The following is a 26,859-nucleotide window of genomic DNA, read 5'->3' as shown; positions in this document are numbered from 1 at the left end:
GTTATACTTCTTTTATCAAATGTTTTGATTATAAAAGCTTTTTGAGGGGGAGGGAAACGATTTGGACTACCAACAAGTAAATGATTATCTAACATCTATTTTTAATAACGTCCTTGTGATTGAGGAGGTTAGCTTACGAGGTAGTCGATTCAAAGACATCTCCATCAAAGAAATGCACACGATCGATGTGATTGGGAAGTTCCCAGAGGCAACGCCAAGTAAGGTTTCAAAAGAACTGATGGTAACTCTTGGAACAGTGACGACGAGTTTGAATAACCTGGAGAGAAAAGGTTATATTGAGCGTATTCGTTCTGACCAAGACCGTCGAGTGGTCTATCTGCATTTGACAAAGAAAGGTCGTTTGGTTCACCGCCTTCATAAACGATTCCACAAGGCCATGGTCGAAAAAATCATCGATGGCATGAGCCCTGAGGAAAAAGAAGTCATGGGCAGAGGCTTAACGAACCTTTATCAATTTTTGGAGGATTTGAAATAATGGCTTTTGCAAAGATAAGCCAGGTTGCTCATTATGTTCCAGAGCAAGTGGTCACTAATCATGACTTAGCCCAAATCATGGACACAAGCGATGAGTGGATTTCAAGTCGGACAGGAATTAAACAGAGACATATTTCAAAAACAGAGTCTACAAGTGACTTGGCAACAGAAGTAGCTAAGAGCTTGTTGGCTAAAGGGAGCTTAACAGCGGATCAGATTGATTTTATCATTGTAGCGACGATTACCCCAGACTCGATGATGCCTTCCACAGCAGCTCGAGTTCAGGCAAATATCGGAGCGCACAGAGCTTTCGCCTTTGATCTGACAGCAGCTTGCAGTGGCTTTGTATTCGCTCTCTCAACTGCAGAAAAGTTTTTAAGTTCTGGACAGTTCAAAAAAGGGATTGTTATCGGGGCTGAAACCTTATCCAAGGCAGTTGATTGGTCAGATCGTTCAACAGCTGTTCTCTTTGGGGATGGTGCTGGTGGGGTTCTCTTGGAAGCGAGCGAAACACGACACTTCCTTGTGGAGAGTCTCTATACGGATGGCTCTCGGAGCGAGTGCTTGACCTATGGTCAAACGGCTTTGGCTTCTCCTTTCTCAGATCAAGAAGCAGTTCCTGCTTTTTTGAAGATGGATGGACGAGCAGTTTTTGATTTTGCAAATCGTGATGTCGCTAGATCGATCAAAGAAACCATTGAAAATGGTCCAATCGCAGCATCAGAATTGGATTATCTATTGCTTCATCAGGCAAATATCCGCATTTTGGATAAGATGGCTAAGAAGATCGGCGTAGACCGAGACAAGCTTCCTGCCAATATGATGGAGTATGGAAATACCAGTGCAGCAAGTATCCCGATTTTGCTCTCAGAGTGTGTGGAGAATGGCATGATTCATTTAGATGGTAGCCAGACGATTCTCCTATCAGGCTTCGGTGGAGGTTTGACATGGGGCACACTCATTCTTACAATCTAGGTAATCATGTGGTAAACACATAGTTATAAATTTTTTATATTTTAAAGGAGTCCTATCATGGCAGTATTTGAAAAAGTACAAGAAATTATCGTTGAAGAACTTGGGAAAGACGCATCAGAAGTAACACTTGAATCTACTTTTGATGATTTGGATGCAGATTCATTGGACTTGTTCCAAGTAATCTCTGAAATCGAAGATGCTTTCGATATCCAAATCGAAGCAGAAGATAACTTGAAAACAGTTGGTGACTTGGTTGCCTACGTTGAAGAGCAAACAAAATAATTAACATATTACTAGAAGGAGTAGGGGAAACCCACTCCCTCTTGTTTAGGTAATAGTTTGAAACTCAAATGATAAACTCATCGAACTATTACGTAAGCAAGGAATGATGGAGGCACTATGAAAACACGTATTACAGAATTATTGAACATTGATTATCCTATTTTTCAAGGAGGAATGGCCTGGGTTGCGGATGGTGACTTGGCTGGTGCAGTATCAAAAGCTGGTGGTCTAGGGATCATCGGTGGTGGGAATGCACCTAAAGAGGTCGTAAAGGCTAATATCGATAAAATCAAATCACTTACGGACAAACCTTTTGGTGTCAACATCATGCTCTTGTCACCTTTTGTAGAAGACATCGTTGATCTCGTGATTGAAGAAGGGGTCAAGGTGGTGACAACTGGTGCAGGAAATCCAAGTAAATACATGACTCGTTTCCATGATGCAGGAATTACAGTTATTCCTGTTGTTCCAAGTGTTGCTTTGGCAAAACGCATGGAAAAAATTGGTGCAGATGCGGTTATTGCAGAGGGAATGGAAGCCGGTGGACATATTGGTAAATTAACAACCATGACCTTGGTTCGCCAAGTTGCTGCAGCTGTTTCAATTCCGGTTATCGCAGCTGGAGGAATTGCCGACGGTGAAGGTGTCGCTGCAGGCTTTATGCTTGGTGCAGAGGCTGTTCAAGTTGGTACGCGTTTCGTAGTAGCTAAGGAATCTAACGCTCATCCAAAATACAAGGAAAAAATCTTAAAAGCGCGTGATATCGATACGACTATTTCAGCCCAACATTTTGGACATGCTGTTCGCGCCATTAAAAATCAGTTGACTCGTGACTTTGAACAGGCTGAAAAGGATGCCTTTAAACAAGAAGATCCAGATTTAGAAATCTTTGAGCAAATGGGAGCTGGTGCTCTTGCTAAAGCCGTTGTTCATGGAGATGTAGAAGGTGGATCCGTCATGGCAGGTCAGATTGCTGGTTTGGTTTCTAAAGAGGAAACTGTCGAAGAAATCCTAAAAGATCTACACTATGGTGCAGCCAAAAAAATTCAAGAAGAAGCCTCTCGTTGGGCAGGAGTTGTAAGAAATGACTAAAACAGCCTTTCTATTTGCGGGTCAAGGTGCTCAGTATCTAGGAATGGGGCGTGATCTCTATGATCGCTATCCTATCGTCAAGGAAACAATTGACCAAGCCAGTCAGGTTTTGGGTTATGACCTTCGTGACTTGATTGATAAGGAAGAAACCAAGTTAAACCAGACTCGTTATACGCAGCCAGCTATTTTAGCGACTTCGGTTGCTATTTACCGACTATTGAAAGAAAAAGGCTACCAGCCAGATATGGTAGCAGGATTGTCTCTTGGGGAATATTCTGCTCTTGTAGCAAGTGGGGCCTTGGACTTTGAGGATGCAGTTGCCTTGGTTGCTAAGCGCGGTGCTTATATGGAAGAGGCTGCTCCTGCAGGCTCTGGGAAGATGGTTGCGGTTCTCAATACTCCAGTTGAAGTGATTGAGGAAGCTTGTGAAACAGCCTCTAAAGTTGGAGTAGTGACTCCAGCTAACTACAACACCCCAAGCCAAATCGTTATCGGTGGCGAGGTGGCTGCGGTTGACCGCGCAGTTGAACTCTTGCAGGAAGCAGGAGCTAAACGATTGATTCCTTTAAATGTATCGGGTCCTTTCCATACAGCCCTTCTTGAGCCAGCCAGTCAGCAACTAGCTGGAGCTCTTGAGGGAGTGAGTTTCTCTGATTTTACTTGCCCACTAGTCGGCAATACGGAAGCTGCTGTTATGGAAAAAGATCGAATCCAAGAGCTTTTGACGCGTCAGGTCAAAGAACCTGTTCGTTTTTATGAAAGTATTGCTGTGATGCAGGATGCTGGGGTAACCAACTTTATTGAAATTGGTCCTGGAAAGGTCCTATCAGGCTTTGTCAAAAAAATCGATAAAACAGCTCAGCTAGCTAACGTTGAAGACCAAGCAAGCTTGGATGCTTTGTTAGGAAACTAATGATCCCTTCTCCCACAAAATACAACAGGAAACAGGAGAGATAGAATGCAACTTACAAATAAAAATGTCTTTGTAACAGGTTCAAGTCGTGGTATCGGACTTGCCATTGCTCACAAATTTGCCCAACTAGGCGCTAATGTAGTTTTGAATAGTCGCGGAGCAATCTCAGAAGAATTGCTGGCTGAGTTTTCAAACTATGGTGTCAAAGTAGTACCGATTTCAGGTGATGTTTCAGACTTTGCAGATGCCAAGCGTATGGTAGATCAAGCGATTGCAGAACTCGGTTCTGTTGATGTCTTGGTCAACAATGCTGGGATCACTCAGGATACGCTTATGCTCAAGATGACCGAAGAAGACTTTGAAAAAGTGATTAAGATCAACTTGACAGGTGCTTTCAACATGACGCAAGCAGTCTTGAAACAGATGATCAAGGCACGTGAAGGTGCGATTATCAACATGTCTAGTGTGGTCGGTTTGATGGGAAATATCGGACAAGCCAACTATGCAGCTTCTAAAGCAGGTTTGATTGGTTTTACCAAGTCAGTAGCACGTGAAGTTGCCAATCGTAATGTGCGCGTAAATGCTCTTGCACCAGGAATGATCGAGTCAGATATGACTGCTGTTTTGTCTGATAAGGTCAAGGAAGCGACATTGGCCCAAATCCCAATGAAACATTTCGGTCAAGCAGAACATATCGCAGATGCTACAGTGTTCCTGGCTGGACAGGATTATTTGACTGGACAAGTTCTCGCTGTTGATGGCGGACTTAGCATGTAAAAAATAAGGAAAGATATAGGTAAGACAGATGAAACTAAATCGAGTTGTAGTAACAGGGTACGGATTGACCTCTCCTATCGGAAATACTCCAGAAGAATTTTGGAACAGTTTGCAGACTGGGAAAATCGGAATTGGTGAAATCACTAAATTTGATCACAGCGAATTTGCTGTGCACAATGCGGCAGAAGTTCAAGATTTCCCATTTGATAAATACTTTGTCAAAAAAGATACCAACCGTTTTGACAACTATTCTTTGTATGCCATGTATGCGGCTCAAGAAGCGGTGACAAATGCAAATCTTGATGTAGAAGCAATCGATAAGGATCGCTTTGGTGTCATCGTGGCTTCTGGTATTGGGGGAATTAAAGAAATCGAAGATCAGGTTATCCGTCTTCATGAAAAAGGTCCAAAACGCGTTAAACCAATGACACTTCCAAAAGCCTTGCCAAATATGGCTTCAGGAAATGTTGCCATGCGTTTCGGAGCAAACGGTATCTGTAAATCAATCAATACAGCCTGTGCCTCATCAAATGATGCCATCGGAGATGCCTTCCGTTCAATCAAGTTTGGTTTCCAAGATGTCATGTTAGTTGGTGGATCAGAATCATCTATCACTCCTTTTGCCATCGCTGGTTTCCAAGCGTTGACTGCCCTATCAACTACAGAGGATCCAACTCGTGCTTCTATCCCATTTGACAAAGACCGTAATGGTTTTGTGATGGGAGAAGGTTCAGGTATGTTGGTTCTTGAAAGTCTTGAACATGCTGAAAAACGTGGCGCAACTATCTTGGCTGAAGTAGTTGGCTACGGTAATACCTGTGATGCTTACCATATGACTTCACCTCATCCAGAGGGTCAAGGTGCGATTAAGGCCATGAAGTTGGCTTTGGAAGAAGCAGAAATTTCTCCAGAGCAAGTGGCTTACGTCAATGCCCACGGAACTTCAACTCCTGCTAATGAAAAAGGAGAAAGTGGTGCTATCGTAGCTGTTCTTGGTAAAGAAGTACCTGTATCTTCAACTAAGTCCTTCACAGGACACTTGCTTGGTGCTGCAGGAGCAGTGGAAGCCATCGCTACCATCGAAGCCATGCGTCATAACTATGTACCAATGACAGCTGGAACAAGTGAGTTATCAGACTATATCGAAGCGAATGTCGTTTATGGACAAGGCTTGGAGCAAGAAATCCCTTATGCTATTTCAAATACTTTTGGTTTTGGTGGACACAATGCGGTTCTTGCTTTCAAACGTTGGGAGAATAAATAATTATGAATTTAAATGAGATCAAGGACTTGATGGCTCAATTTGACCAATCAAGTTTGAGAGAATTTTCTTATAAAAACGGAACGGACGAATTGCAGTTCAGTAAGAATGAAGCAAGAATAGCTTCTGAAGCACCAGCTCAAGTTGCTCCAGTGCCAACTGCAGTAGTTGCAAGTCCGGTGGTTTCTGCCCCTTCAACTCCAGTTGAGAGTGCAGTGGAAGAAGCACCAGCACCAGCTGAAACGACTGTTGCTCCAGAGGGTGATGTTGTTGAAAGTCCACTTGTAGGGGTGGCTTATTTGGCTGCTGGACCAGATAAACCTGCCTTTGTCACAGTTGGAGACAGTGTTAAAAAAGGTCAGACTTTGGTGATCATCGAAGCCATGAAAGTCATGAATGAAATTCCTGCACCTAAGGATGGTGTGGTGACAGAAATTCTCGTTTCAAATGAAGAAATGGTTGAGTTCGGTAAAGGATTGGTACGTATCAAATGATCGATATTCAAGGAATCAAAGAAGCTCTACCCCATCGCTACCCCATGCTCCTAGTGGATCGTGTCTTGGAAGTGAGCGAGGATACCATTGTTGCCATTAAAAATGTGACCATCAACGAACCTTTCTTCAATGGTCATTTTCCACAATACCCAGTCATGCCAGGTGTTCTTATCATGGAAGCCTTGGCTCAGACTGCTGGTGTCTTGGAATTGTCCAAACCTGAAAATAAAGGAAAACTGGTCTTCTATGCTGGCATGGACAAGGTTAAGTTCAAGAAGCAAGTTGTACCAGGTGACCAATTAGTCATGACGGCTACTTTTGTCAAACGTCGTGGTACGATTGCTGTGGTTGAAGCAAAGGCTGAAGTAGATGGTAAGCTTGCAGCGAGTGGTACTCTTACCTTTGCAATTGGAAACTAAGGAGGTTCTCCATGTTTCGTAAAATTTTGATTGCCAACCGTGGTGAGATTGCGGTTCGCATTATTCGAGCTGCGCGTGAATTGGGCATTGCGACCGTGGCAGTTTATTCAACTGCTGATAAGGAAGCTCTTCACACACTCCTAGCGGATGAAGCTATCTGTATCGGACCTGGTAAAGCGACAGAATCTTATCTCAATATCAACGCTATTTTATCTGCTGCAGTCTTGACTGAAGCAGAAGCCATCCACCCAGGTTTTGGTTTTCTTAGCGAAAACTCCAAGTTTGCCACGATGTGTGATGAAGTGGGGATTAAGTTCATCGGTCCTTCTGGGGCAGTAATGGATACCATGGGAGATAAGATCAATGCGCGTGAGCAAATGATCAAGGCTGGAGTTCCAGTTATCCCAGGATCTGATGGTGAAGTTCACACGGCTGAAGAGGCGCTTGCAGTTGCAGAAAAAATTGGCTATCCAGTCATGCTTAAGGCATCGGCAGGTGGTGGTGGAAAAGGGATTCGTAAGGTTGAAAAGGCAGAAGACTTGGTCGCAGCCTTTGAAACAGCATCCAGTGAAGCCAAGGCCAATTTTGGGAATGGCGCTATGTATCTTGAACGTGTGATTTATCCAGCTCGCCATATCGAGGTCCAAATCCTTGCTGACCAAGAGGGACACGTCATCCACCTAGGAGAACGGGATTGTTCTCTTCAACGAAATAACCAAAAGGTTTTAGAAGAAAGCCCATCCATTGCGATTGGTAAAACCCTTCGTAATGAAATTGGTGCTGCAGCCGTTCGTGCAGCAGAGTCTGTAGGCTATGAAAATGCAGGGACGATTGAATTTCTTCTCGATGAAGCCAGTGGCAATTTCTACTTCATGGAAATGAATACTCGTGTGCAAGTTGAACACCCAGTCACAGAGTTTGTTTCAGGTGTTGATATCGTGAAAGAACAGATCCGCATTGCTGCCGGGCAACCTTTACCTTTCAAACAAGAAGATATCGTCCTACGAGGCCATGCTATCGAGTGCCGGATCAATGCAGAAAATCCAGCATTTAACTTTGCTCCAAGCCCAGGGAAAATTACCAATCTCTATCTACCAAGTGGTGGAGTTGGCTTGCGCGTGGACTCAGCAGTTTATCCAGGCTATACCATTCCCCCTTACTATGATAGTATGATTGCCAAAATCATTGTTCATGGGGAGAATCGTTTTGATGCTCTTATGAAGATGCAACGGGCACTTTATGAACTTGATATTGAAGGAGTGCAAACCAATGCAGACTTCCAGTTGGATCTGATTTCAGACCGCCGAGTTATCGCTGGTGACTACGATACTTCCTTCTTGATGGAAACTTTCTTGCCAAAATACCAAGAAAAAGAATAGACTTTCAAACAGTATGAGAACTAAAAGGGGGAGTTATGGCTCTATTTAGTAAAAAGGATAAGTATATTCGGATCAACCCTAACCGTTCCGTAAGGCAGAAACCACAAGCCAAGCCTGAGGTTCCGGATGAACTCTTCTCCCAGTGTCCTGGTTGTAAACACACCATTTACCAAAAGGATCTTGGAAGCGAACGAATTTGTCCCCATTGTAGCTATACTTTCCGTATTTCAGCTCAGGAACGCTTGGATTTGACGATTGATTCTGGTAGCTTTGTGGAGATGTTTACAGGTATTGAAACTCAAGATCCATTAAACTTTCCTGGCTACCAGAAAAAACTTGCAACAATGCGTGAAAAGACAGGTTTGGATGAAGCCGTACTAACTGGTACAGCTAGCATCAAGGGACAAAAAGTTGCCCTTGGGATCATGGATTCTAACTTTATCATGGCTTCTATGGGAACAGTTGTGGGTGAAAAAATCACGCGCTTGTTTGAGTATGCAACGGTAGAAAACTTGCCAGTCGTTCTCTTCACAGCTTCTGGTGGAGCCCGTATGCAAGAAGGAATCATGAGCTTGATGCAGATGGCTAAGATTTCTGCGGCAGTTCAACGTCATTCCAAGGCAGGACTTTTTTACCTAACTATTTTAACCGATCCGACAACAGGTGGGGTGACCGCTTCTTTTGCTATGGAAGGTGATATTATCCTAGCGGAGCCACAGAGTTTGGTTGGTTTTGCTGGGCGTCGTGTTATCGAAAATACAGTTCGTGAGACCTTGCCGGATGACTTCCAAAAGGCAGAATTTTTGCTTGAACATGGATTTGTTGATGCAATTGTCAAACGGAGAGAATTGCCTGAAACAATTGCTAAATTAGTAAGATTGCATGGAGGAAGTCGCGGATGAATATTGCAAAAATAGTCAGAGAGGCACGCGAGCAGAGTCGCTTGACCGCACTTGATTTTGCCAATGGAATCTTTGACGAGTTTATCGAATTGCATGGAGATCGCTCTTTCCGTGATGATGGTGCGGTCATCGGTGGAATTGGTTGGTTAGGTGACCAAGCAGTAACTGTCGTTGGTATCCAAAAGGGGAAGAGTCTTCATGACAACCTCAAACGGAATTTCGGGCAACCTCATCCAGAAGGTTATCGTAAGGCCTTACGCTTGATGAAACAGGCAGAAAAGTTTGGTCGTCCAGTTGTGACCTTTATCAATACGGCGGGTGCTTACCCAGGTGTTGGAGCCGAGGAACGTGGACAAGGTGAAGCAATCGCCCGAAACCTGATGGAAATGAGTGATCTCAAGGTTCCAATCATCGCGATTATTATCGGTGAAGGTGGATCTGGTGGGGCCCTAGCTCTAGCCGTAGCTAACCGTGTCTGGATGTTAGAAAACTCAATCTACGCCGTACTTAGCCCGGAAGGATTTGCCTCTATCCTTTGGAAGGATGGAAGTCGTGCTATGGAAGCAGCGGAATTGATGAAAATCACTTCGCATGAACTTCTAGAAATGGGAATCGTAGACAAGGTAATCTCAGAAGCAGGGCTATCAAGTAAAGAACTGCTAAGTTGCGTTAAAAATGAATTGCGTGCAGAACTAGATAGGTTGCAAGAACTACCACTCGACCAACTTATCGAAGAACGTTACCAACGCTTTAGAAAATACTAAGAAAATTTAAAAGCTAGAACAATTTGTTCTAGCTATTTTGATAATAGAGCATGGATAAACATGAATACTCTAGATAAATAAGAAAAACAAATCAATAGTATATCCTCTATATTCCCCTAATAGAGAGTTTACCATTAGGAGAGAAAGAATGAAAAAGACAATACATTTAGGAATCTGTATGATTTTAATGTTCCTGTACATTTATTTAACGCCATTAGGAGCTATAACTCTAGCTAGGATCTTCGGTTTAGGAATGGACAGCTATATAATCTTCCTAGTTGGAGAAGTGTTGCTTATTTTCTTTTTATTCGTTTTGTGGTTGAAAAAGAAGAAGATGCTCTTTATCTTTGAGAAAAAGAGTTGGCGCTGGTCTTATCTCGCTTTCCTAGTGGCTTGCTTTCTTATCTATTCTTTTTTAAATGGATTTAGAATGCAGAATATTCGATTGATTGACAATAGCTTTATTTTCCAAGATCTTCTTTCAGAACTTTACTTAAACGGAAGAGAAACGACTCTATCAAGTCTTGTATTTTTAATCTTTAACATTTCGATTGTACCTGTTGTTGAGGAGACAATCTATAGAGGTTATTTTATGAATACCTTCTTTCCGAAGTCGGAGTTTTATTTGGATGTGATCTTGTCTTCTTTCATCTTCGGGCTCAGTCACTTAGTTCTATCCCATCGTGACCCCATCAGTCTCATCATTTATAGTATTCTTGGTCTTCTATTTGCAGTTGTTTATCGAGTTACGGGTAGTCTTCGGTTTACCATTTTTTGTCATAGTTTCTATAATGCAATTCCCTATGCTCCGTCAATCTTATTTTATATTTATTATTTGATTTTTAGATAGTAGGAAGTAAAGAAAAAAGTGTTTGATAATTGTCAAACACTTTTTCTAATTATGTGACTATTAGTCCGTCTCGCTCCGTTAGGTGCGAGACAAATAAACCACCCGCTATGCGGGTGTGCGTCGAAGGTTATACCAAAAAACTCCAAACGCGATACAATAAAGGTGTTCAAGCCAATTGTAAAGCGAAAGGAGAAAAATATGGCACAAAAGGCACATAGTTTATCCCACACAAAGTGGATGTGTAAATATCACATTGTGTTCACCCAAAGTATAGACGAAAAGTCATTTATAATCAATATCGGAGCAGTTTGGGAGAAATATTTCGCCGATTATGTAGTTATAAAGGTGTTGAGATTATCGAAGGCCACTTAATGCCTGATCATGTACATATGTTAGTAAGTATTCCACCAAGGATAAGTGTTTCAAGTTTTATGGGGTATTTAAAAGGCAAAAGTGCACTCATGATGTTTGACAAACACGCCAACCTCAAGTATAAGTTTGGCAACCGGCATTTCTGGGCGGAAGGTTACTACGTGAGTACAGTAGGACTTAATGAAGCCACAATTAAGAAATATATTCAAGAACAGGAAAAGCATGATATAGCACTAGATAAATTAAGTGTAAAAGAATATGAGGATCCCTTTAGGGATAGTGGTAAGTAATACTAAAGCCTCTTTAAGAGGCAAGTGACGAGTCAAGAGCAATGAGGCTTGAACAACGTGAAAGCCAGCGCCTTTAGGCGCTGGCTGGTGATTTGGGCTTATAGCCCTGGTGCAAACCACCCGTTAGACGGGTGGTTATGATTTAATGGGAAGATGGAGAAATCTCTTTTATCAATTTCTTATTTCTCGATGAGTAAAGCTGCCGTTTAGGATAAAAAATTGACAGTTTAAGAGATAGACTATAAAAAAGACAAAAAAGATGTATACTGTAGATGTAAGCTTATAAAAAATTATTTTAAGGAAGTACTTGATAGGACAGGTACAGATACATTTACAGTTCTTTCATCTGAGGACTTAGAGCAAGTTTCAGGTGGTGGCATGATTTGGTTAGTTTATGATAGACATTGGGCTTCGCCATATGCATATAGTTTGGCGACAGAATGGAGTACAATACGTAATAGAATGACTGGTTATAGTAACGGAATTATACCTTAATAGTCTAATAATTTAAAGGGGTAAGTATGAAAAAACTAGGGCATTTGGGAGTCTATACATCACTGGTATTTCTATCGGTTTATCTACCTGAGTTAGGGATTATGCATCTAACTAAGTTTTTAGGATGGGGGATAGATGGCTATTCTATCTTTTTAACAGTTGAAGTAATAGCTCTTTTGCTATTATTTATCTACTGGCTCAAAAAGAAAGAGATGCTCTATATTTTTGAAAAAAAGGGTTCAAAGAAGTCAAGATTCTTTTACCTTGTAGTTGGTCTAGTGGCTACTTATTTTGATCGTCAATTGGTGGATGCTTTTCAGTTACAGTTTCATCACCTAATTGATAACAAGTATATCTTTCAAGACCTTCTTTCGATTCTATACTCCAATGGGCAACCAACTTTTCTATCAACTATTCTCAGTTTTAGTTTAACAGTAATCGTCGGACCTATATTAGAGGAACTGATTCATAGAGGGTACTTTATGAATACCTTCTTTCCCCAGTCCAAGTACTATCTGGATGTTATCCTATCTGCTCTTATCTTTGGACTTAGTCATTTGATCCTAACTCACCGAGATCCTATCAGTTTGATTATTTATAGTTTAGGCGGTCTTTTCTATGCCCTTGTCTACCGTTGGACAAAGAACTTAAAAATTACCATCCTGTGCCATAGTTTTTTCAACTTCCTTATTTATGTAAAACCCATCTGGATTTTTGTTTATAATTATATCTATTATCATTTTTTTAGATAGTAGGAGGCAAAGAAAAAAGTGTTTGATAATTGTCAAACACTTTTTCTTTTTACTGTTCTTCTGTTACAAACTGGCTGAGCAGTCCGTTGATAAAACGGGCAGATTTTTGATCTGAGAAGTCCTTTGCAAGCTCGATAGCTTCATTAACCGCAACCAGCTGTGGGGTGTCGAATGAGGTGATTTCAAAGACTCCCAAGCGAAGGAGGTTTCTCTCCACGAGTGTTAACCGCTCGATGGTCCAACCTGCTTTTAAATGCTGTGTGATTTGCTTGTCTAGTTCTTCCTTTTTAGCCTGAACACCAGAAACTAGCTCTGTCAAAAAGGCTGGAAGTTGCACATCCGTATCTTCACGATCATGAGTATAGGCGAAACGACAAGCAGTTTCGACATCCGTACCGAATTCAAGACTCATGAGAGCTTGAAAAGCGCATTTACGGAGTTGGCGTCTAGATTCTAATAGTGGACTAGTCATTGAGGAAGTCCTCGTCAAATAGATCTTTCAATTCTGGTTTTGGTGTTTTATCTGGAACGATACCTGCAACGTGAATATTGATAGCAGCGAGTTCTACATCAGCCATATTACGAACGGCATCTTTGACAGCTTTCTGGATAGCAACAGCTACCTTAGGAACTTTTACTCCGTACTCAAGGTAGAGATAGATATCTGCTGTGAGCTCTTCGTCAACGTTTTTTAGATAAACACCACGGCCGAGTGAAAGTTTTGAAAGGGTGTCAGATACTGATTTGTTTGAAAAAGAGTGAACACCCTCTACTTTTGCAGTAGCAATAGCAATGATTTTTTCAAGTACACGTGGGGCGATAACGATTTCGCCAAGTTGTTCTTCAATTCCCATAGAATGACCTCTTTCTAGAGATTAGGCACGAGAAACGTAAGTTCCTTCTGCAGTGTTGATAACGAGTTTTTGTCCTGCTTCGATGAAGTCTGGAACGTTTACGACAAGTCCAGTTTCCATCGTTGCTGGTTTACCAGAACCTGTAACAGTAGCACCTTTGATAGATGGTTGAGTTTCTGCAACTGTCAATTCGACAGTAGTAGGAACGGTAACACCAATCACTTCAGTTCCGTAGAATTGGATCTTCACATCAGAGTTTTCAAGGATGTAAAGCAATTCGTTTTCAACGTTGACTACAGGGATTTCGTATTGGTCGTAAGTTTCTGTGTTCATGAAGTAGGCTGTGTCATCCATTTTGTACAAGTATTGAGCTGGGACAGTCTCGATGATAGCTTGTTCAAATTTTTCCTCTGGACGGTAGCTTGTGTCAAATGTAGAACCAGTACGGACATCACGCAATTTCATACGCATGATGGTGTTTCCTTTACCTGGTTTGTGGTGGCTAGCTTCCAAAACGCGGATCAATTTTCCGTCAGCTGTTTCAAAGGTCATACCAGCCTTTAATTTACTTGCTTCAATCATGTTTTTACCTCTTTAATAAAATAATTTACTCTTTATTGTACCATAAAAGACAACATTACTCAAATGTCAGAAGGAGCTTAATTAGTTGACTGGTACGATATTTCCATCTTCGTCTTTAGTAACGAGGACGTATTTTCCATCGACTTCGATGTAAAAATTCTTGCTGGCAGTTTGTCCAGTATTTTGAGCCGGTGCTTGATTTTGGACTTGTTGGCTTAATTGACCACCGAGAGTTTGGCCAAGATTCATGCCCATAAACATGTTCATCCCATTGCCATTCCCTTCGTTTGCAGCTGCAGCAATAAGCGCTTCGTTTCGAGCACGGCGTTCTTCGATTTCAATCGTGTTGTACTTCATTGCCACGAGCTCACTATCAAGCTTACGAACGATATCAAGACTTTCTTGGTCGTAGCTGAGGTCTTCAAGCAAGATATTAGTTGCTTCAATCCCGTAGAGGCCTGTCCAAACCTTGTTGACCTCTTGTTTAGCGAGTTCGTTAAAGGTGTCTTGGTTGGCATTGAGGCTATAGATATCAACCTTGTTTTCGTTGGTATATTTGGCAATGGCAATCGCGATTTTCGGTGCGATATTTTGACGGAGCGTTCCTTGAGCTACATCTTGGAGAGTAAATGGCTGTCCGTCAGTAATTTGACGGCTAACAGAGCTCACGTAGAAGAGGACTGGATCTGCTATTTTTACATCAAACAAGCCATAGAAACGGATGTTAAGCAGTTGTTGGTAACGTTCGCTGAAGTATTCAACCGCGTTTTGTGTGCCGAACTTATTACCTGCAATAGGTTGCATGCGGATAAAGATGATTTCCTGTTGGGTGATGACTTGTCCACCGAAAGAGAAACGGTTTTTAAAGTCTTCCCAAGTGCCTTTCAAACCACCTTTTTCAAGGAGCCAGGCATTATCACCAGCTTGCCATTCGTGGCTACCAGCTTCGAGGACTTCACCAAGGAAGGTACCGTTGTTTACCAAAAGAGCGGTATAACCTTGAGGAACGATAACCACACTGCCATCTGACAAAAGTCCAGTATTTTGATTGCTGTGACGAGAACGTCCATCTGGGTCTTTTGTGAGTAATTGACCTTTGACGGCCAAGGCGTCGCCAGAGACATTATCTGGAAGGACAATGGCTTCCTTGAATTTACTATCATTAAAACTATTTAAGCCTGCTGATAAGGCTGCACGTATAAATCCCATAATTCCTCCTAATTATAAAGCTCGTCTTCATCCACAACATCATAGGTATCCAGTACCCATTGGTTTGGACTGCGAGAGAGATTGGCACCACAGTAGTCGCACTCGCTAACTGCAGAGATTTTCAATGGGGCGCCACAGTTTGGACAGTGGTCGCTCACAACTTCGTCTGGATTGACTGCTTGCGTTTGGCTACCGTGTTGACGGATAAAGTTTAATTGATACACGGTGAAGAGATCTTTTTTAGGGTCTCCTTCAATGACACGACGACTCTCATCGTCAATGACATAGTCCCGCAAGGTAGATGATAGGATCACCACTAAGGTATCGTTTCCGTCAGGATTTTCAATGAATTCCTTGATGCGAACATTTTCGATACAAACTTTCTCTAAAACATTGGTTGTTTTAGCTCGAATATGGTCCTCAAGTTGGGTACTGTGTTGAGAGTAGAGACTGGTACTTTCCAAAGCGCGGACAGAGTTCCAATTTTTCTCAGTCCAGGCAACCTGCAATTTAAGGTAGACTTCCTTAACCCAAGATGTGAAGGCTTCCGCGTCAAAGTTTGGATCCCCATATTTCACACGACTAATGGCCAGTGTGTTGTGTTCAACTCGACGATGGAGCGTTTGATAATCATTACTAGTGTAGGTTGAATTCGAATCTCCAGACTTATTCTGCAAGGATTTGACGATAACAACTAGTATGATTCCTCCGACTAATATGAACATAAATCCTAAATAGGGAGAGCTAGCAGAACTGTCAGAGGATGATCCATATCCAGAGCGGTAGTAGTGGTAGGATGAGCCACCAGAACGACTTCCACCTCCACTTGAGCGGCTGCTACTTCTGGAGCTACTGCGGCTGCTCCCTCCACTTCTGGAATGTCCGACACCCGCATCAACGATTTGAGGCACGGATAGAAAAACAAGTAATAAACAGGTCATTAAAAGAGCGTAAAACTTTTTCATGTGTCTCCTAACTATATGATTGAAAAGGTAGCTGTCTAGACTACTGGATGACTACTAGCGAATTACTCACTTTCTTTCAACTTCGCCAATTCCTGTGCAAGGAGTTTAAGGGCAACTTGTGGATTGGCTTGGCCTTTGGTTGCTTTCATAAGGAATCCTGTGAAGGCCTTGTCTGCGTTGCGTTTGCCTGACTTGAAGTCGGCAACGGCAGCTTCGTTATCCGCAAAGACTTGGTGGATGATTGGAATCAGAACATCTGGATCTGAGATTTGGACCATACCTGCTTTTTCCACGTATTCACGCGCGCCACCACCATTTTTAGCTAGGTGGACAAAGACTTTCTTGGCAATCTTAGAAGAGATCGTGCCGTCTTCGATGATGGCAATCATTTCTACCAAGTTTTCTGGTGTCAATTCGATTTGTTCTAGTGTTTTACCTTCGGCGTTCAAGAACTGAGCAACTTCACCTTGGAGCCAGTTAGAAACTTGTTTGGCATCGCCACCGAGTGCAACAGCTTTTTCAAAGAAGTCAGAAGTGACCTTATTTGCAGTCAACTGACTAGCATCGTAGTCTGACAAGCCAAGGTCAGATACGTAGCGAGCACGGCGTTCTTTTGGAAACTCTGGCAATTCTGTGCGCATTTCCTCAATCCACTCATCTGAGATTTCAAAGAGGGGTAGGTCTGGTTCTGGGAAGTAGCGGTAGTCAGCAGCGCCTTCCTTAACACGCATGAGGATGGTTGCCTTGTTAGCTTCATCGTAACGACGTGTTTCTTGGCGAATTTGACCACCTGAGCGAAGGATTTCAGCCTGGCGTTGGACTTCGTATTCGAGACCCTTACGAACGTTTGAGAAGGAGTTGAGGTTTTTCAACTCAGTCTTGGTACCGAATTTTTCTTGACCATAAGGACGAAGGGAGATATTGGCATCCACACGCATGGAACCTTCTTCCATCTTAACATCAGAAATTCCAGCGTACTGGATGACTTCCTTTAGGGCAGTTAGATAAGCATAGGCTTCTTCTGGGGAACGCATGTCCGCTTCAGATACAATCTCAATCAATGGCACCCCTTGGCGGTTGAGGTCAACATAAGAGTAGCCATCTGTACCGTGGGTGTTTTTACCAGCGTCTTCTTCCAAGTGGGCGCGTTCGATACCGATTTTCTTGGTCGTACCGTCTTCTAGCTCCACTTCAATCCAGCCGTTGTAGCCGATTGGCTCATCAAACTGAGAAATTTGGTAGGCTTTAGGATTGTCAGGATAGAAGTAGTTCTTGCGGTCAAAGTGCATCTTCTTATGGATGTCCATGTTAAGAGCGAGTGCAGCCTTGATACCAGCATCGACAACACCTTTATTGAGAACTGGTAGTACGCCTGGGAAAGACCAGTCAATCACGTTGGTATTGGCATTTTGGTCATTTCCAAAGTGGGCAGAAGTTGGTGAGAAGATTTTTGAATTGGTGTTGAGCTCTACGTGGACTTCAAGTCCAATGACTGTTTCAAAGTTCATTAGTTATCACCTCCAAAAATCACAGGTTGTTGTTTGTGGTAGTCTGTTGTTGCTTCAAAGGCAGCAGCAGCTTGGTAAATGGTCTCCTCAGAGTATTTAGGACCGATCAATTGGAGACCGACTGGTAGACCTTGAGCAAATCCAGCAGGAACAGAAATTCCTGGAAGACCAGCTAAGTTGACTGGGATGGTCAAAAGGTCAGCCAAGTACATGGCAACGGGATCGTGGTTGAGTGAATCCAAGTCATAGGCAACGCTTGGTGCAGTTGGTCCCAAAATCAAGTCGTAATCCGCAAAGACTTTTTCGAAATCTTGGATGATGAGGGTACGGACCTGACCAGCTTTCTTATAGTAGGCATCATAGTAACCTGATGAAAGGCTGAAAGTACCTAGCATGATACGGCGTTTTACCTCTTCACCGAAACCTTGGCTACGGCTGTTTACATAGATTTCATCAAGATTAGTCGCATCATCTGCGCGGTAGCCGTAACGGATACCGTCAAAGCGTTGCAAGTTTGAGGAAGCTTCAGATGAAGCGATAATATAGTAAACGGCAACACCGTATTTAGAGTGAGGAAGGCTGACTTCTTCGACGATGGCACCAAGTTTTTCAAAGTGTTTAGCGGCATTCAGAATGGTTTCCTTAACCTCTGGGTCAATCCCTTCACCAAGGTATTCCTTAGGCAAAGCAATTTTCATTCCCTTGATGTCTTGCCCGATTTTGGAAGTAAAGTCAGCAATGCGGACAGGAGCAGAAGTAGAGTCTTTGGCATCTTCGCTAGCAATTGCATTGAGCAAGAGAGCATTTTCTTTAACAGTTGGAGCAAAAGGTCCAATCTGGTCTAGAGAGCTACCAAAGGCAATGAGACCGAAACGAGAAACCGTTCCGTAGGTTGGTTTGAGACCAACAATCCCGTTGAAGGCGGCAGGTTGGCGGATGGAACCACCAGTATCAGAACCAAGTGACAAGCGGACTTGCCCAGAAGCTACAGCTGCGGCAGAACCGCTTGATGAACCACCAGGAACCTTGCTGTGGTCCCAAGCATTTTTAGTGGCACCATAGTGGGAAGTCTCACCTGATCCACCCATGGCAAACTCGTCCATGTTGGTTTTCCCAACAACAATCATACCCTTAGCTTTGGCATTGGCAACGGCTGTCGCATCAAAGATAGGCTCGTAGTTGTAGAGCATTTTTGAGGCTGCGGTTGTGAGGATACCGTCGGTAGAGATATTATCCTTAACAGCGAGCGGAATTCCTGAAAGAACATTGTCAGCGTCAATTCCAGCTTCGTCAATGGCTTTAGCTTGAGCAAGGGCTTGCTCTTCAGCGATTGTGACAAAAGCGTTGATAGCTGTCTCGCGAGACTTGATATCTTCAAGCGTTGCTTGGGTCAATTCAGTTGCAGAAATTTCCTTAGAGACAAGGAGGTTGTGCAAGTCTTCAATCGTTTTGTTATTAAAAGTCATTAGGCATCTCCTCCATCGTCTAGGATAGCTGGTACCTTGATATAGTAGTTTTCTTTTTCGGGTACATTTTTAAACAAGCGGTCACGGTCTGTTCCTTCTTCGGCCACATCAGGGCGGAGTACGGTCTTGCGGTCAGCCATGGTCGTAGTAGGTGCGACACCAGTTGTGTCGACCTCGCCCAGCAACTCAACCATATCAACAATTTTAGACAAGGTTGTCGCAAAGGCAGCAGTTTCTTCTTCAGAGAATTTTAATTTTGAAAGATTGGCAACGTGTGTTACCTCTTCTTGCGTAATTTTCATCTTGCATCCTTTCGTGAAATGATGATTTTTAGTCTGTTCTATTTTACCATAATTTCCTATAAATAAGGGAGCCAAACTGAAAAGAAATAGAAATTGAAAAATCGCTTTTAATTCGCTATAATGGTTAAACTAGAGAATAGAAAAAATAAGAGTTAGGATAGAAATATGTTCCATCAATTTATCACCAGATCTCAGACGGTTCCTCCTCCCATTTCCCTCTTTTGGTATGGGATTATGCTGCTCCTATTAGTGCTTTGTATTTATGGAGCGCTTGTTTATCACAAAAATCCGAAATTTGTCCGCTTGTTTAAGGGGATTCAGATTCTCCAGTTACTTGCCCTATATAGTTGGTATGTTGGATTTGGGATTCCATTTTCTAATAGCCTTCCATTTTACCATTGCCGTTTAGCCATGTTTGCGGTAGTTTTCTTGCCAGATAAATGGCGGAGCAAGCAATATTTTGCCCTCTTAGGAGCAAGTGGAGCAGTCTTTGCTTTGGTTTACCCTGTTTTTGATCCCTATGATTTCCCCCATATCACCAGTTTTTCATTTTTGATTGGGCACTATGCCCTTCTAGTGAATTCCTTGGTCTACTTGATGAATCACTATGACAAGACCTTGCTCAAGAAATATATGATTGTAGCCTATACCTTTATTCTCAATCTCTTTCTAGTTGGGGTAAATCAGGTGACGGGTGGAAATTATGGTTTGTTAAACAAGACACCTTTTATTCCAGATGCTCCCTTGTGGTTAAAATACCTTCTTGTGTCTGTCATCCTTTCGCTGGCTCTGGTTCTCTTTGATATCTTGTTCAAGAAACGGTGGAAAAAGAGAAATCAGGCGCAATCTGTGCTCTAGCTTGCCTTTTCGTCAGATGAGCAATTGAAAAACTCCCCAAAATCCGATATAATGGAGAGTTGAAAGGAATAGTACAGTCCAATGTAAAAATTATTCTTAGCTACTGAAACAACTAAAATAGAAAATCAAAGAAAGAGAACTTATGACTATTCAAGAAGAAATCAAGAAACGCCGTACCTTTGCCATCATCTCCCACCCGGATGCCGGAAAAACAACTATCACTGAGCAGTTGCTTTACTTTGGGGGCGAGATTCGTGAGGCTGGTTCTGTAAAAGGGAAGAAAACAGGGACTTTTGCCAAGTCTGACTGGATGGATATCGAGAAACAACGTGGGATTTCGGTCACCTCATCTGTTATGCAGTTTGACTACGATGGCAAGCGCGTGAATATCCTCGACACACCAGGGCACGAGGACTTCTCAGAAGATACCTATCGGACCTTGATGGCGGTGGATGCTGCGGTCATGGTCGTGGACTCTGCCAAGGGTATCGAGGCCCAAACCAAGAAATTGTTTGAGGTTGTGAAGCACCGTGGCATTCCAGTCTTTACCTTTATGAACAAGCTGGACCGTGACGGTCGTGAGCCACTGGACCTCTTGCAAGAATTGGAAGAAGTCCTTGGCATTGCGAGTTATCCAATGAACTGGCCAATCGGGATGGGGAAAGCCTTTGAAGGCTTGTATGACCTTTATAATCAACGCTTGGAGCTCTATAAAGGGGATGAGCGTTTTGCTAGTCTAGAAGATGAAGACAAGCTCTTTGGAAGCAATCCTTTCTATGCTCAAGTTAAGGACGATATCGAACTGTTGCAAGAAGCAGGAAATGAATTTTCAGAAGAAGCTATTCTTGCAGGAGAACTGACGCCAGTCTTCTTTGGTTCAGCCCTGACCAACTTTGGGGTGCAGACCTTCCTTGAGACCTTCCTTGAGTTTGCTCCAGAACCACATGGCCACAAGAAAACAGATGGCGAAATTGTGGATCCTTATGACAAGGATTTCTCAGGATTTGTCTTTAAAATCCAAGCCAACATGGACCCTCGTCACCGTGACCGCATTGCCTTTGTCCGTATCGTATCAGGTGAGTTTGAGCGAGGAATGAGTGTCAATCTGCCTCGTACTGGGAAGACTGCCAAGCTTTCTAATGTCACCCAGTTTATGGCGGAAAGTCGTGAGAATGTGACAAACGCTGTTGCAGGAGATATCATCGGGGTTTACGATACCGGTACTTATCAGGTTGGAGACACCTTGACGGTTGGAAAAAACAAGTTTGAGTTTGAACCACTGCCAACCTTTACCCCTGAGATTTTCATGAAAGTTTCTGCTAAGAACGTTATGAAACAAAAATCCTTCCACAAGGGTATCGAACAATTGGTGCAAGAAGGAGCCATTCAGCTTTACAAGAATTACCAAACTGGTGAGTACATGCTAGGAGCTGTCGGACAACTCCAGTTTGAAGTCTTTAAGCACCGCATGGAAGGCGAATACAATGCGGAAGTAGTCATGAGCCCGATGGGTAAAAAGACCGTTCGTTGGATCAAGCCTGAGGACTTGGATGAACGGATGTCCTCAAGCCGCAATATCTTGGCCAAAGACCGTTTCGACCAACCAGTCTTCCTCTTTGAAAATGACTTTGCCCTCCGCTGGTTTGCGGATAAGTATCCAGACGTAGAGTTGGAGGAAAAAATGTAAATCGTTACAAATGACTAGCAACACAAAGTTGCTATCATTTAACGGTAACCGCTATGGCGGTTTACCTAAACGCTTCACTAGGTAAAACCCACGAATGGTATCGATTCGTGGGTTTTGCCGTCGTAACATAAAGGAAGCAAACTAGCTAACTGCCTCACTAACTACGTTTGGCAAATAGAATCGATTTGCCAAACTCCGTGTCGTAGTGTAAAATCGGCTTACCTAAACGCTTCACTAGGAATAATCCACGAATATTATCGATTCGTGGATTTTTCCGTTGTAACGGGTAGTGAGAGGGCTAGCAACCTGCCTCACTAATTCATCGGCGAAAAATAATCGTTTTCGCCTCTTCGTGTCGTAGATTACGGCTATTAATTAGTATGGCATTTTGCTTAAATGCGTTGTAAGAAAAGTCCGCGAATGCTTTCGATTCGTGGATTTTTTCGTTGGAAAGGATAGAAAGTTACCTCGGCTACCGGCCTCATTAGTTCATTTGTGAAACTACCTTTAAATACTCTACTCCTAAAAGTCTGTGGATGCTATTGATTCATGGACTTTTTCTATATTTTGAATAAAAATCAATTCCCTGAGTGATTGGAATTATTTGCTCAATTTTTAAAGCATATAGAAATGGTTAAAAAATAAATAAAATATGTTAACAGAACAATAAAATGAAAATTATATTGAAAAAACAGAATAGATTTGAAATCAAGTTATTTTTGAAATCATTTTCTTTCTTTAGGATATATTATAGATATTGAATTGTCGGTATATTTGGTATATAATAAGAAGATAGTATTTTATAGGTGAATAGATCTTTTTCAAGTTGAGGGGATGAACATGTTTTTTAGACGCCAGAAGGGTGAATATAGAGAAACAGACCGTGTAACTCGGTTCAAATTAATCAAATCAGGGAAGCATTGGCTACGGGCCTCGACTTCCCTTTTTGGCTTATTTAAGGTGATGCGTGGAAGTGCGGATACGAGCCAAGTAAAGACAGAAATGGTTGAAAAGCAAGAAGGTCAGAAGTTGACCGGCGTGGATGTCTTGAAAGGGATAGCAGCTACGGGAACGATCTTAGGTGGTTTTGCTGCGACGCAAACGCGTGTTTATGCCAATGATGCAGTCGCTGTTGAAAAGACTGTCGAATCAAAAGATACCCTGGCGACGAGAGATTCAGTAGTGCTAGGGACGACACAGGATCATCAAGATGCTGCTAGCTTGTCTTTGTCTACCAGTCAAAGCCAGTCATTGTCAGAATTCAATTCGCAGAGCGCCAGTCAATCTGCCTCTACGAGTCAGTCCATCAGTGCCTCAAGCTCATCTAGTATGAGTCAGTCGATGAGCCAATCTGCTTCTACTAGTCAATCTTTGGCAAACAGTCAAAGTGTAACTGCTAGTTCAAGTGAATCCCTTGGAACACAAAATCAAGTGAATAGTGGTCTGTCAGAGAGAGCTTCAGTTGGTGTTCAAAGTCAGTACCAAGCAAGTGAGTCAGCTCGGGAGACGGTGAAAGAATCACAACCTTCAAAAGAATTAAAAGCAGTTGATTTTTCTACAGAATCCTTGCCTCAAAGTCAGTCTGGTCGTGTAAAGAATGAAGGTGTGACGGCTGAATCGAGTCTGACTATGACTTCTGTAGCCTTGACAGAAAAGCAAAGTGAAGAAAAACGGAAGAAATTAGAGGCCTTGTTTGCTGAGATTGGGCAGTTTCTAGCTCAAGCGCAGGGACTTCCAAACTCGGATGAGGCAATTGCCAAGGCTAGTCTAGCGAAGAATGAGATAGCAGAAGCCTTGAAAGGGGAGGCTTCTGACCTTGCCCCTATCCTACAAAAAGCTACAGAAGCTCGAAATAGTATTGCAAATGCTGTGTTACGTGCCAACTCTGGACTTCGTGACAGCAGAAACGGACAAGCTTTGACCAAAGCTTCAAATACCGCTAGCTTCAGAGCTGCTATGGATACAGAGAAGCCAGAACTTCAGAAAATAACCGTTACAGGTGGCGCAGTTCTAGAAGGACAAAAATTTAAAATTTATCGAGAAGAAAATTTTTCTGCGACCATTGAGTTTACTGATAACAGTGGTCGAATTGAACATGCAAAATTTGTTCCTACTGCTGTTCCCGCGGCCTATCCGGCTACTTCAACTGTTGTCTCATTCACTACGAGTAATGGTCAGAGTATCAGCATGATTGTTCCGACAAATAAACTAGCCAAAGATGGAAATGCTACAGCATCAAATCCTTTCACCGTTTCAATCACGGGTTCTGTTGGAAAAAATCAAGCAGTAAATAGTTTGTGGACCCGTTATGTTTTCACCTATGATCAGGAAGGTAATTTTAGCGGAAATACTACTGACGTAGGTCTTGTAAAAGATTTAACAGCCAACCCTGCCGCAATTCAATTTGAAGTCCATGCTCAGTCTGAAAAGTACGAACCAGCTATCAATGCTGAGGTGAATCGAAACTTTACTCTAACGGCCAATTCAGGGACTGTTTCTGTTGGTGAAGCTGATCAGTATATTACGAATGCTACAGGGACGCCAGAATTACCTACTACAGGAATTACTAAGGGAACTAGAACAACCTATACTTGGAAATCTGGAACCAATACGAATTTGTCTGCTGGTCGGCATACTTTGACAGCGGTGGTAACTTATCCAGATGGAAGTACGGATGAAATTGACGTGAGCTTTACTGTGCGCCCTCAGACGCCAAGGATAGAGAATCAATATCTTAACGAAAAAGGTGGGCTCTCAAATCAAGCGATTACGGTAGATGGGGTTGCTCCAGGTGGGACAGTTACTTTAACAATTGCAGGTGAAACATTTACCAAACAGGCAACGGGGAGTTCTACCAGTGTAACCTTTACTGCAACTGACTTGAAGAAAGTATATGATCGCAATGGAGGACGACTTCCAAGTGGACCAGTGACTGCTAGTACGACAGTAGATGGTTTGGTTTCAGATGTGTTTAATGGACAAATTACGCCAAATCAAGCGTCAATTTCAGTAAGTAATAGCCAGTCTGCTTCAGCAAGTGCTAGTCGATCAGCATCAGTAAGCTCGAGTCAATCGGCTTCAGCGAGTGCTAGTCGATCAGCATCAGTAAGCTCGAGTCAGTCAGCCTCAGCGAGCGCAAGTGAATCTGCATCAGTAAGCTCGAGCCAATCCGCGTCAGTCAGCTCAAGCCAATCAGCTTCAGCGAGTGCTAGCCGATCAGCGTCAATGAGCTCAAGTCAATCCGCATCAGTAAGTTCGAGCCAATCAGCTTCAGTGAGCTCAAGTCAATCAGCATCGGCAAGTGCAAGTCAATCAGCTTCAGCGAGTGTCAGCCAATCCGCTTCAGTGAGCGCTAGTCACTCTGCATCAGTAAGTTCGAGCCAATCCGCTTCAGTGAGCGCCAGTCAATCAGCCTCAGTGAGTTCGAGTGAGTCCGCTTCAGTGAGTTCGAGTGAGTCCGCCTCAGTAAGCTCGAGCCAATCCGCATCAGTGAGTGCAAGTCAATCCGCATCAGTAAGTGCTAGTCAGTCCGCTTCAGCGAGTGCGAGTCAATCAGCATCAGTAAGTGCCAGCCAGTCTGCGTCCGTAAGCTCAAGCCAATCCGCTTCAGTGAGCGCAAGTGAATCAGCATCATTGAGTGCAAGTCAGTCTGCTTCAGCGAGTTCGAGTCAATCTGCATCTGCAAGTGCTAGTCAGTCAGCGTCAGTGAGTGCAAGTCAGTCTGCCTCAGTAAGCTCAAGCCGATCTGCATCGGTAAGTGCCAGTCAATCCGCTTCAGCCAGCGCGAGCCAATCAGCTTCAGTGAGCGCAAGTCAGTCAGCATCGGTAAGTTCGAGCCAATCCGCTTCAGCGAGTTCGAGTCAATCGGCATCAGCGAGCGCAAGTCAGTCAGCTTCAGTCAGCTCGAGTCAATCTGCTTCATTGAGTGCCAGCCAGTCTGCGTCCGTAAGCTCAAGCCAATCCGCTTCAGCCAGCGCAAGTGAATCAGCATCATTGAGTGCAAGTCAGTCTGCTTCAGCGAGTTCGAGTCAATCTGCATCTGCAAGTGCAAGTCAGTCAGCTTCAGTGAGCGCAAGTCAGTCTGCCTCAGTAAGCTCAAGCCAATCAGCCTCAGTAAGTGCAAGTGAATCTGCGTCAGCCAGCTCGAGTCAGTCTGCATCGGTGAGCTCAAGTCAATCAGCCTCAGCGAGCTCGAGTCAATCTGCGTCGGTAAGTTCAAGCCAATCAGCCTCAGTAAGCGCTAGCCAGTCCGCTTCATTGAGCGCCAGTCAATCTGCTTCAGCAAGTTCGAGTCAATCAGCCTCAGCAAGCGCCAGCCAGTCTGCATCGGCAAGCTCAAGTGAATCCGCTTCAGCCAGCGCAAGTGAGTCAGCCTCAGTAAGCTCAAGTCAATCGGCTTCAGCGAGCTCAAGCGAATCTGCATCAGCCAGCGCTAGTCAATCGGCTTCAGCGAGTGCGAGCCAGTCAGCGTCAGCGAGCGTTAGTCAATCTGCGTCGGTAAGTTCGAGCCAGTCAGCATCTGCAAGTGCAAGTCGATCAGTTTCAGCGAGCGCTAGCCAATCAGCATCGGTAAGTTCGAGTCAGTCTGCATCTGCAAGTTCGAGTAAGTCCGCATCGGTGAGCTCAAGTCAATCAGCCTCAGCAAGTGCAAGTCGATCAGCTTCAGCCAGCGCAAGCCAGTCCGCATCGGTGAGTGCGAGTGAGTCCGCCTCAGTAAGCTCGAGTCAGTCTGCATCTGCAAGCTCGAGCCAATCCGCGTCAGTAAGTTCGAGCCAATCCGCGTCGGCAAGCTCCAGCCAGTCCGCTTCATTGAGTGCCAGTGAGTCCGCGTCAGTAAGTTCGAGTCAATCCGCATCTGCAAGTGCTAGTCAGTCAGCATCGGTAAGTTCAAGTCAATCTGCTTCATTGAGTGCTAG

At 43.4% G+C, this 26,859-nt stretch carries 25 protein-coding genes and 1 pseudogene; 18 read left to right on the top strand and 8 right to left on the bottom strand.

Annotated features, from left to right (window positions below):
• Nucleotides 1-61 precede the first annotated feature (61 nt).
• From fabT to M1G01_RS05420, 15 genes and pseudogenes are all read left to right on the top strand, one after another.
• Complete coding sequence (gene fabT / locus M1G01_RS05490) at nucleotides 62-496, top strand: fatty acid biosynthesis transcriptional regulator FabT (protein ID WP_000386335.1); 435 nt, start codon at nucleotides 62-64, stop codon at nucleotides 494-496.
• Nucleotides 496-1,470 carry a beta-ketoacyl-ACP synthase III gene (locus M1G01_RS05485; protein ID WP_247931348.1) on the top strand — a complete coding sequence of 325 codons (975 nt, stop codon included), beginning with the start codon at nucleotides 496-498 and terminating at the stop codon, nucleotides 1,468-1,470. The genes fabT and M1G01_RS05485 overlap by 1 nt, the downstream gene beginning before the upstream one ends.
• 57 nt (nucleotides 1,471-1,527) lie before the next feature.
• Nucleotides 1,528-1,752 (top strand): acyl carrier protein, encoded by a 225-nt coding sequence (locus tag M1G01_RS05480; RefSeq protein WP_000257840.1) that lies wholly within the window; start codon nucleotides 1,528-1,530, stop codon nucleotides 1,750-1,752.
• A gap of 117 nt (nucleotides 1,753-1,869) precedes the next feature.
• Entirely contained in the window at nucleotides 1,870-2,844 is a 975-nt protein-coding gene (gene fabK, locus M1G01_RS05475; protein ID WP_247931347.1) for an enoyl-[acyl-carrier-protein] reductase FabK, read from the top strand.
• The gene (gene fabD / locus M1G01_RS05470) at nucleotides 2,837-3,757 is read left to right on the top strand and encodes an ACP S-malonyltransferase (protein WP_044021288.1); all 921 of its coding nucleotides are present in this window, start codon (nucleotides 2,837-2,839) and stop codon (nucleotides 3,755-3,757) included. The genes fabK and fabD overlap by 8 nt, the downstream gene beginning before the upstream one ends.
• Nucleotides 3,758-3,802: 45 nt before the next feature.
• Nucleotides 3,803-4,534: a 3-oxoacyl-[acyl-carrier-protein] reductase gene (gene fabG, locus M1G01_RS05465; protein ID WP_001177612.1), complete on the top strand. Its 732-nt coding sequence runs from the start codon at nucleotides 3,803-3,805 to the stop codon at nucleotides 4,532-4,534.
• A gap of 28 nt (nucleotides 4,535-4,562) precedes the next feature.
• Complete coding sequence (fabF, locus tag M1G01_RS05460; protein ID WP_247931346.1) at nucleotides 4,563-5,798, top strand: beta-ketoacyl-ACP synthase II; 1,236 nt, start codon at nucleotides 4,563-4,565, stop codon at nucleotides 5,796-5,798.
• Nucleotides 5,799-5,800: 2 nt separating this feature from the next.
• Nucleotides 5,801-6,289, top strand: coding sequence for an acetyl-CoA carboxylase biotin carboxyl carrier protein (accB, locus tag M1G01_RS05455; RefSeq protein ID WP_247931345.1), 489 nt, complete (start codon nucleotides 5,801-5,803; stop codon nucleotides 6,287-6,289).
• The gene (fabZ, locus tag M1G01_RS05450) at nucleotides 6,286-6,708 is read left to right on the top strand and encodes a 3-hydroxyacyl-ACP dehydratase FabZ (protein WP_000565515.1); all 423 of its coding nucleotides are present in this window, start codon (nucleotides 6,286-6,288) and stop codon (nucleotides 6,706-6,708) included. Before accB ends, fabZ begins: the two co-directional genes overlap by 4 nt.
• Nucleotides 6,709-6,719: 11 nt before the next feature.
• On the top strand, nucleotides 6,720-8,087 hold the full coding sequence (gene accC / locus M1G01_RS05445) for an acetyl-CoA carboxylase biotin carboxylase subunit (RefSeq protein WP_247931344.1): 1,368 nt from the start codon (nucleotides 6,720-6,722) through the stop codon (nucleotides 8,085-8,087).
• A gap of 35 nt (nucleotides 8,088-8,122) precedes the next feature.
• Nucleotides 8,123-8,989, top strand: a complete 867-nt coding sequence (accD, locus tag M1G01_RS05440; protein WP_001173379.1) for an acetyl-CoA carboxylase, carboxyltransferase subunit beta — start codon at nucleotides 8,123-8,125, stop codon at nucleotides 8,987-8,989.
• Complete coding sequence (locus M1G01_RS05435) at nucleotides 8,986-9,753, top strand: acetyl-CoA carboxylase carboxyl transferase subunit alpha (protein ID WP_061426798.1); 768 nt, start codon at nucleotides 8,986-8,988, stop codon at nucleotides 9,751-9,753. Before accD ends, M1G01_RS05435 begins: the two co-directional genes overlap by 4 nt.
• Before the next feature lie 148 nt (nucleotides 9,754-9,901).
• Nucleotides 9,902-10,603, top strand: a complete 702-nt coding sequence (locus M1G01_RS05430; protein WP_247931343.1) for a CPBP family intramembrane glutamic endopeptidase — start codon at nucleotides 9,902-9,904, stop codon at nucleotides 10,601-10,603.
• Between the two features lie 198 nt (nucleotides 10,604-10,801).
• Nucleotides 10,802-11,265, top strand: a pseudogene (tnpA, locus tag M1G01_RS05425) (IS200/IS605 family transposase).
• A 521-nt stretch (nucleotides 11,266-11,786) separates the two neighbouring features.
• Complete coding sequence (locus M1G01_RS05420) at nucleotides 11,787-12,512, top strand: CPBP family intramembrane glutamic endopeptidase (protein WP_227945947.1); 726 nt, start codon at nucleotides 11,787-11,789, stop codon at nucleotides 12,510-12,512.
• 49 nt (nucleotides 12,513-12,561) lie between these two features.
• On the opposite strand, the gene nusB is transcribed toward M1G01_RS05420, so the two are convergent.
• From nusB to gatC, 8 genes are all read right to left on the bottom strand, one after another.
• Complete coding sequence (nusB, locus tag M1G01_RS05415) at nucleotides 12,562-12,984, bottom strand: transcription antitermination factor NusB (protein ID WP_000203659.1); 423 nt, start codon at nucleotides 12,982-12,984, stop codon at nucleotides 12,562-12,564.
• Nucleotides 12,977-13,366 carry an Asp23/Gls24 family envelope stress response protein gene (locus tag M1G01_RS05410; RefSeq protein ID WP_000510584.1) on the bottom strand — a complete coding sequence of 130 codons (390 nt, stop codon included), beginning with the start codon at nucleotides 13,364-13,366 and terminating at the stop codon, nucleotides 12,977-12,979. Before M1G01_RS05410 ends, nusB begins: the two co-directional genes overlap by 8 nt.
• 21 nt (nucleotides 13,367-13,387) lie before the next feature.
• On the bottom strand, nucleotides 13,388-13,948 hold the full coding sequence (gene efp, locus M1G01_RS05405) for an elongation factor P (RefSeq protein WP_000568640.1): 561 nt from the start codon (nucleotides 13,946-13,948) through the stop codon (nucleotides 13,388-13,390).
• A gap of 81 nt (nucleotides 13,949-14,029) precedes the next feature.
• A complete protein-coding gene (locus tag M1G01_RS05400) occupies nucleotides 14,030-15,157 on the bottom strand; it encodes an SPFH domain-containing protein (protein WP_247931342.1) in 1,128 nt (375 codons plus the stop codon).
• A gap of 8 nt (nucleotides 15,158-15,165) precedes the next feature.
• Nucleotides 15,166-16,122 carry a zinc-ribbon domain-containing transport protein gene (locus tag M1G01_RS05395; RefSeq protein ID WP_247931341.1) on the bottom strand — a complete coding sequence of 319 codons (957 nt, stop codon included), beginning with the start codon at nucleotides 16,120-16,122 and terminating at the stop codon, nucleotides 15,166-15,168.
• A gap of 62 nt (nucleotides 16,123-16,184) precedes the next feature.
• Nucleotides 16,185-17,630 (bottom strand): Asp-tRNA(Asn)/Glu-tRNA(Gln) amidotransferase subunit GatB, encoded by a 1,446-nt coding sequence (gene gatB / locus M1G01_RS05390; RefSeq protein ID WP_084849897.1) that lies wholly within the window; start codon nucleotides 17,628-17,630, stop codon nucleotides 16,185-16,187.
• Nucleotides 17,630-19,096, bottom strand: coding sequence for an Asp-tRNA(Asn)/Glu-tRNA(Gln) amidotransferase subunit GatA (gatA, locus tag M1G01_RS05385; protein ID WP_247931340.1), 1,467 nt, complete (start codon nucleotides 19,094-19,096; stop codon nucleotides 17,630-17,632). The genes gatB and gatA overlap by 1 nt, the downstream gene beginning before the upstream one ends.
• Nucleotides 19,096-19,398, bottom strand: a complete 303-nt coding sequence (gatC, locus tag M1G01_RS05380) for an Asp-tRNA(Asn)/Glu-tRNA(Gln) amidotransferase subunit GatC (protein ID WP_000705412.1) — start codon at nucleotides 19,396-19,398, stop codon at nucleotides 19,096-19,098. The genes gatA and gatC overlap by 1 nt, the downstream gene beginning before the upstream one ends.
• 165 nt (nucleotides 19,399-19,563) lie before the next feature.
• Between gatC and M1G01_RS05375 the strand changes: the two genes are divergently transcribed.
• The 3 genes from M1G01_RS05375 to M1G01_RS05365 form a co-directional block, all read left to right on the top strand.
• Nucleotides 19,564-20,256, top strand: a complete 693-nt coding sequence (locus M1G01_RS05375; protein WP_247931339.1) for a YwaF family protein — start codon at nucleotides 19,564-19,566, stop codon at nucleotides 20,254-20,256.
• Between the two features lie 142 nt (nucleotides 20,257-20,398).
• Nucleotides 20,399-21,943, top strand: a complete 1,545-nt coding sequence (locus M1G01_RS05370; protein WP_247931338.1) for a peptide chain release factor 3 — start codon at nucleotides 20,399-20,401, stop codon at nucleotides 21,941-21,943.
• Nucleotides 21,944-22,783: 840 nt separating this feature from the next.
• Nucleotides 22,784-26,859 (top strand): accessory Sec-dependent serine-rich glycoprotein adhesin (locus tag M1G01_RS05365; RefSeq protein ID WP_247931337.1); only part of this gene is annotated, 4,076 nt, incomplete at its 3' end.

It is taken from the genome of Streptococcus oralis (genome assembly GCF_023110055.1).
Lineage (GTDB): Bacteria > Bacillota > Bacilli > Lactobacillales > Streptococcaceae > Streptococcus > Streptococcus oralis_BY.
This window is presented reverse-complemented; position numbering and strand designations above follow the sequence as displayed.

Excerpts from the sequence above, each read along its gene's own strand:
- gatC (WP_000705412.1), bottom strand. The coding sequence starts at position 19,398 with ATGAAAATTACGCAAGAAGAGGTAACACACGTTGCCAATCTTTCAAAA.
- M1G01_RS05375 (WP_247931339.1), top strand. The coding sequence starts at position 19,564 with ATGTTCCATCAATTTATCACCAGATCTCAGACGGTTCCTCCTCCCATT.
- M1G01_RS05480 (WP_000257840.1), top strand. The coding sequence starts at position 1,528 with ATGGCAGTATTTGAAAAAGTACAAGAAATTATCGTTGAAGAACTTGGG.
- M1G01_RS05395 (WP_247931341.1), bottom strand. The coding sequence starts at position 16,122 with ATGAAAAAGTTTTACGCTCTTTTAATGACCTGTTTATTACTTGTTTTT.
- gatB (WP_084849897.1), bottom strand. The coding sequence starts at position 17,630 with ATGAACTTTGAAACAGTCATTGGACTTGAAGTCCACGTAGAGCTCAAC.
- accB (WP_247931345.1), top strand. The coding sequence starts at position 5,801 with ATGAATTTAAATGAGATCAAGGACTTGATGGCTCAATTTGACCAATCA.
- accD (WP_001173379.1), top strand. The coding sequence starts at position 8,123 with ATGGCTCTATTTAGTAAAAAGGATAAGTATATTCGGATCAACCCTAAC.
- accC (WP_247931344.1), top strand. The coding sequence starts at position 6,720 with ATGTTTCGTAAAATTTTGATTGCCAACCGTGGTGAGATTGCGGTTCGC.
- M1G01_RS05485 (WP_247931348.1), top strand. The coding sequence starts at position 496 with ATGGCTTTTGCAAAGATAAGCCAGGTTGCTCATTATGTTCCAGAGCAA.
- M1G01_RS05400 (WP_247931342.1), bottom strand. The coding sequence starts at position 15,157 with ATGGGATTTATACGTGCAGCCTTATCAGCAGGCTTAAATAGTTTTAAT.
- efp (WP_000568640.1), bottom strand. The coding sequence starts at position 13,948 with ATGATTGAAGCAAGTAAATTAAAGGCTGGTATGACCTTTGAAACAGCT.
- gatA (WP_247931340.1), bottom strand. The coding sequence starts at position 19,096 with ATGACTTTTAATAACAAAACGATTGAAGACTTGCACAACCTCCTTGTC.
- M1G01_RS05420 (WP_227945947.1), top strand. The coding sequence starts at position 11,787 with ATGAAAAAACTAGGGCATTTGGGAGTCTATACATCACTGGTATTTCTA.
- M1G01_RS05370 (WP_247931338.1), top strand. The coding sequence starts at position 20,399 with ATGACTATTCAAGAAGAAATCAAGAAACGCCGTACCTTTGCCATCATC.
- M1G01_RS05410 (WP_000510584.1), bottom strand. The coding sequence starts at position 13,366 with ATGGGAATTGAAGAACAACTTGGCGAAATCGTTATCGCCCCACGTGTA.
- M1G01_RS05430 (WP_247931343.1), top strand. The coding sequence starts at position 9,902 with ATGAAAAAGACAATACATTTAGGAATCTGTATGATTTTAATGTTCCTG.
- fabD (WP_044021288.1), top strand. The coding sequence starts at position 2,837 with ATGACTAAAACAGCCTTTCTATTTGCGGGTCAAGGTGCTCAGTATCTA.
- fabK (WP_247931347.1), top strand. The coding sequence starts at position 1,870 with ATGAAAACACGTATTACAGAATTATTGAACATTGATTATCCTATTTTT.
- M1G01_RS05435 (WP_061426798.1), top strand. The coding sequence starts at position 8,986 with ATGAATATTGCAAAAATAGTCAGAGAGGCACGCGAGCAGAGTCGCTTG.
- nusB (WP_000203659.1), bottom strand. The coding sequence starts at position 12,984 with ATGACTAGTCCACTATTAGAATCTAGACGCCAACTCCGTAAATGCGCT.
- fabG (WP_001177612.1), top strand. The coding sequence starts at position 3,803 with ATGCAACTTACAAATAAAAATGTCTTTGTAACAGGTTCAAGTCGTGGT.
- fabZ (WP_000565515.1), top strand. The coding sequence starts at position 6,286 with ATGATCGATATTCAAGGAATCAAAGAAGCTCTACCCCATCGCTACCCC.
- fabF (WP_247931346.1), top strand. The coding sequence starts at position 4,563 with ATGAAACTAAATCGAGTTGTAGTAACAGGGTACGGATTGACCTCTCCT.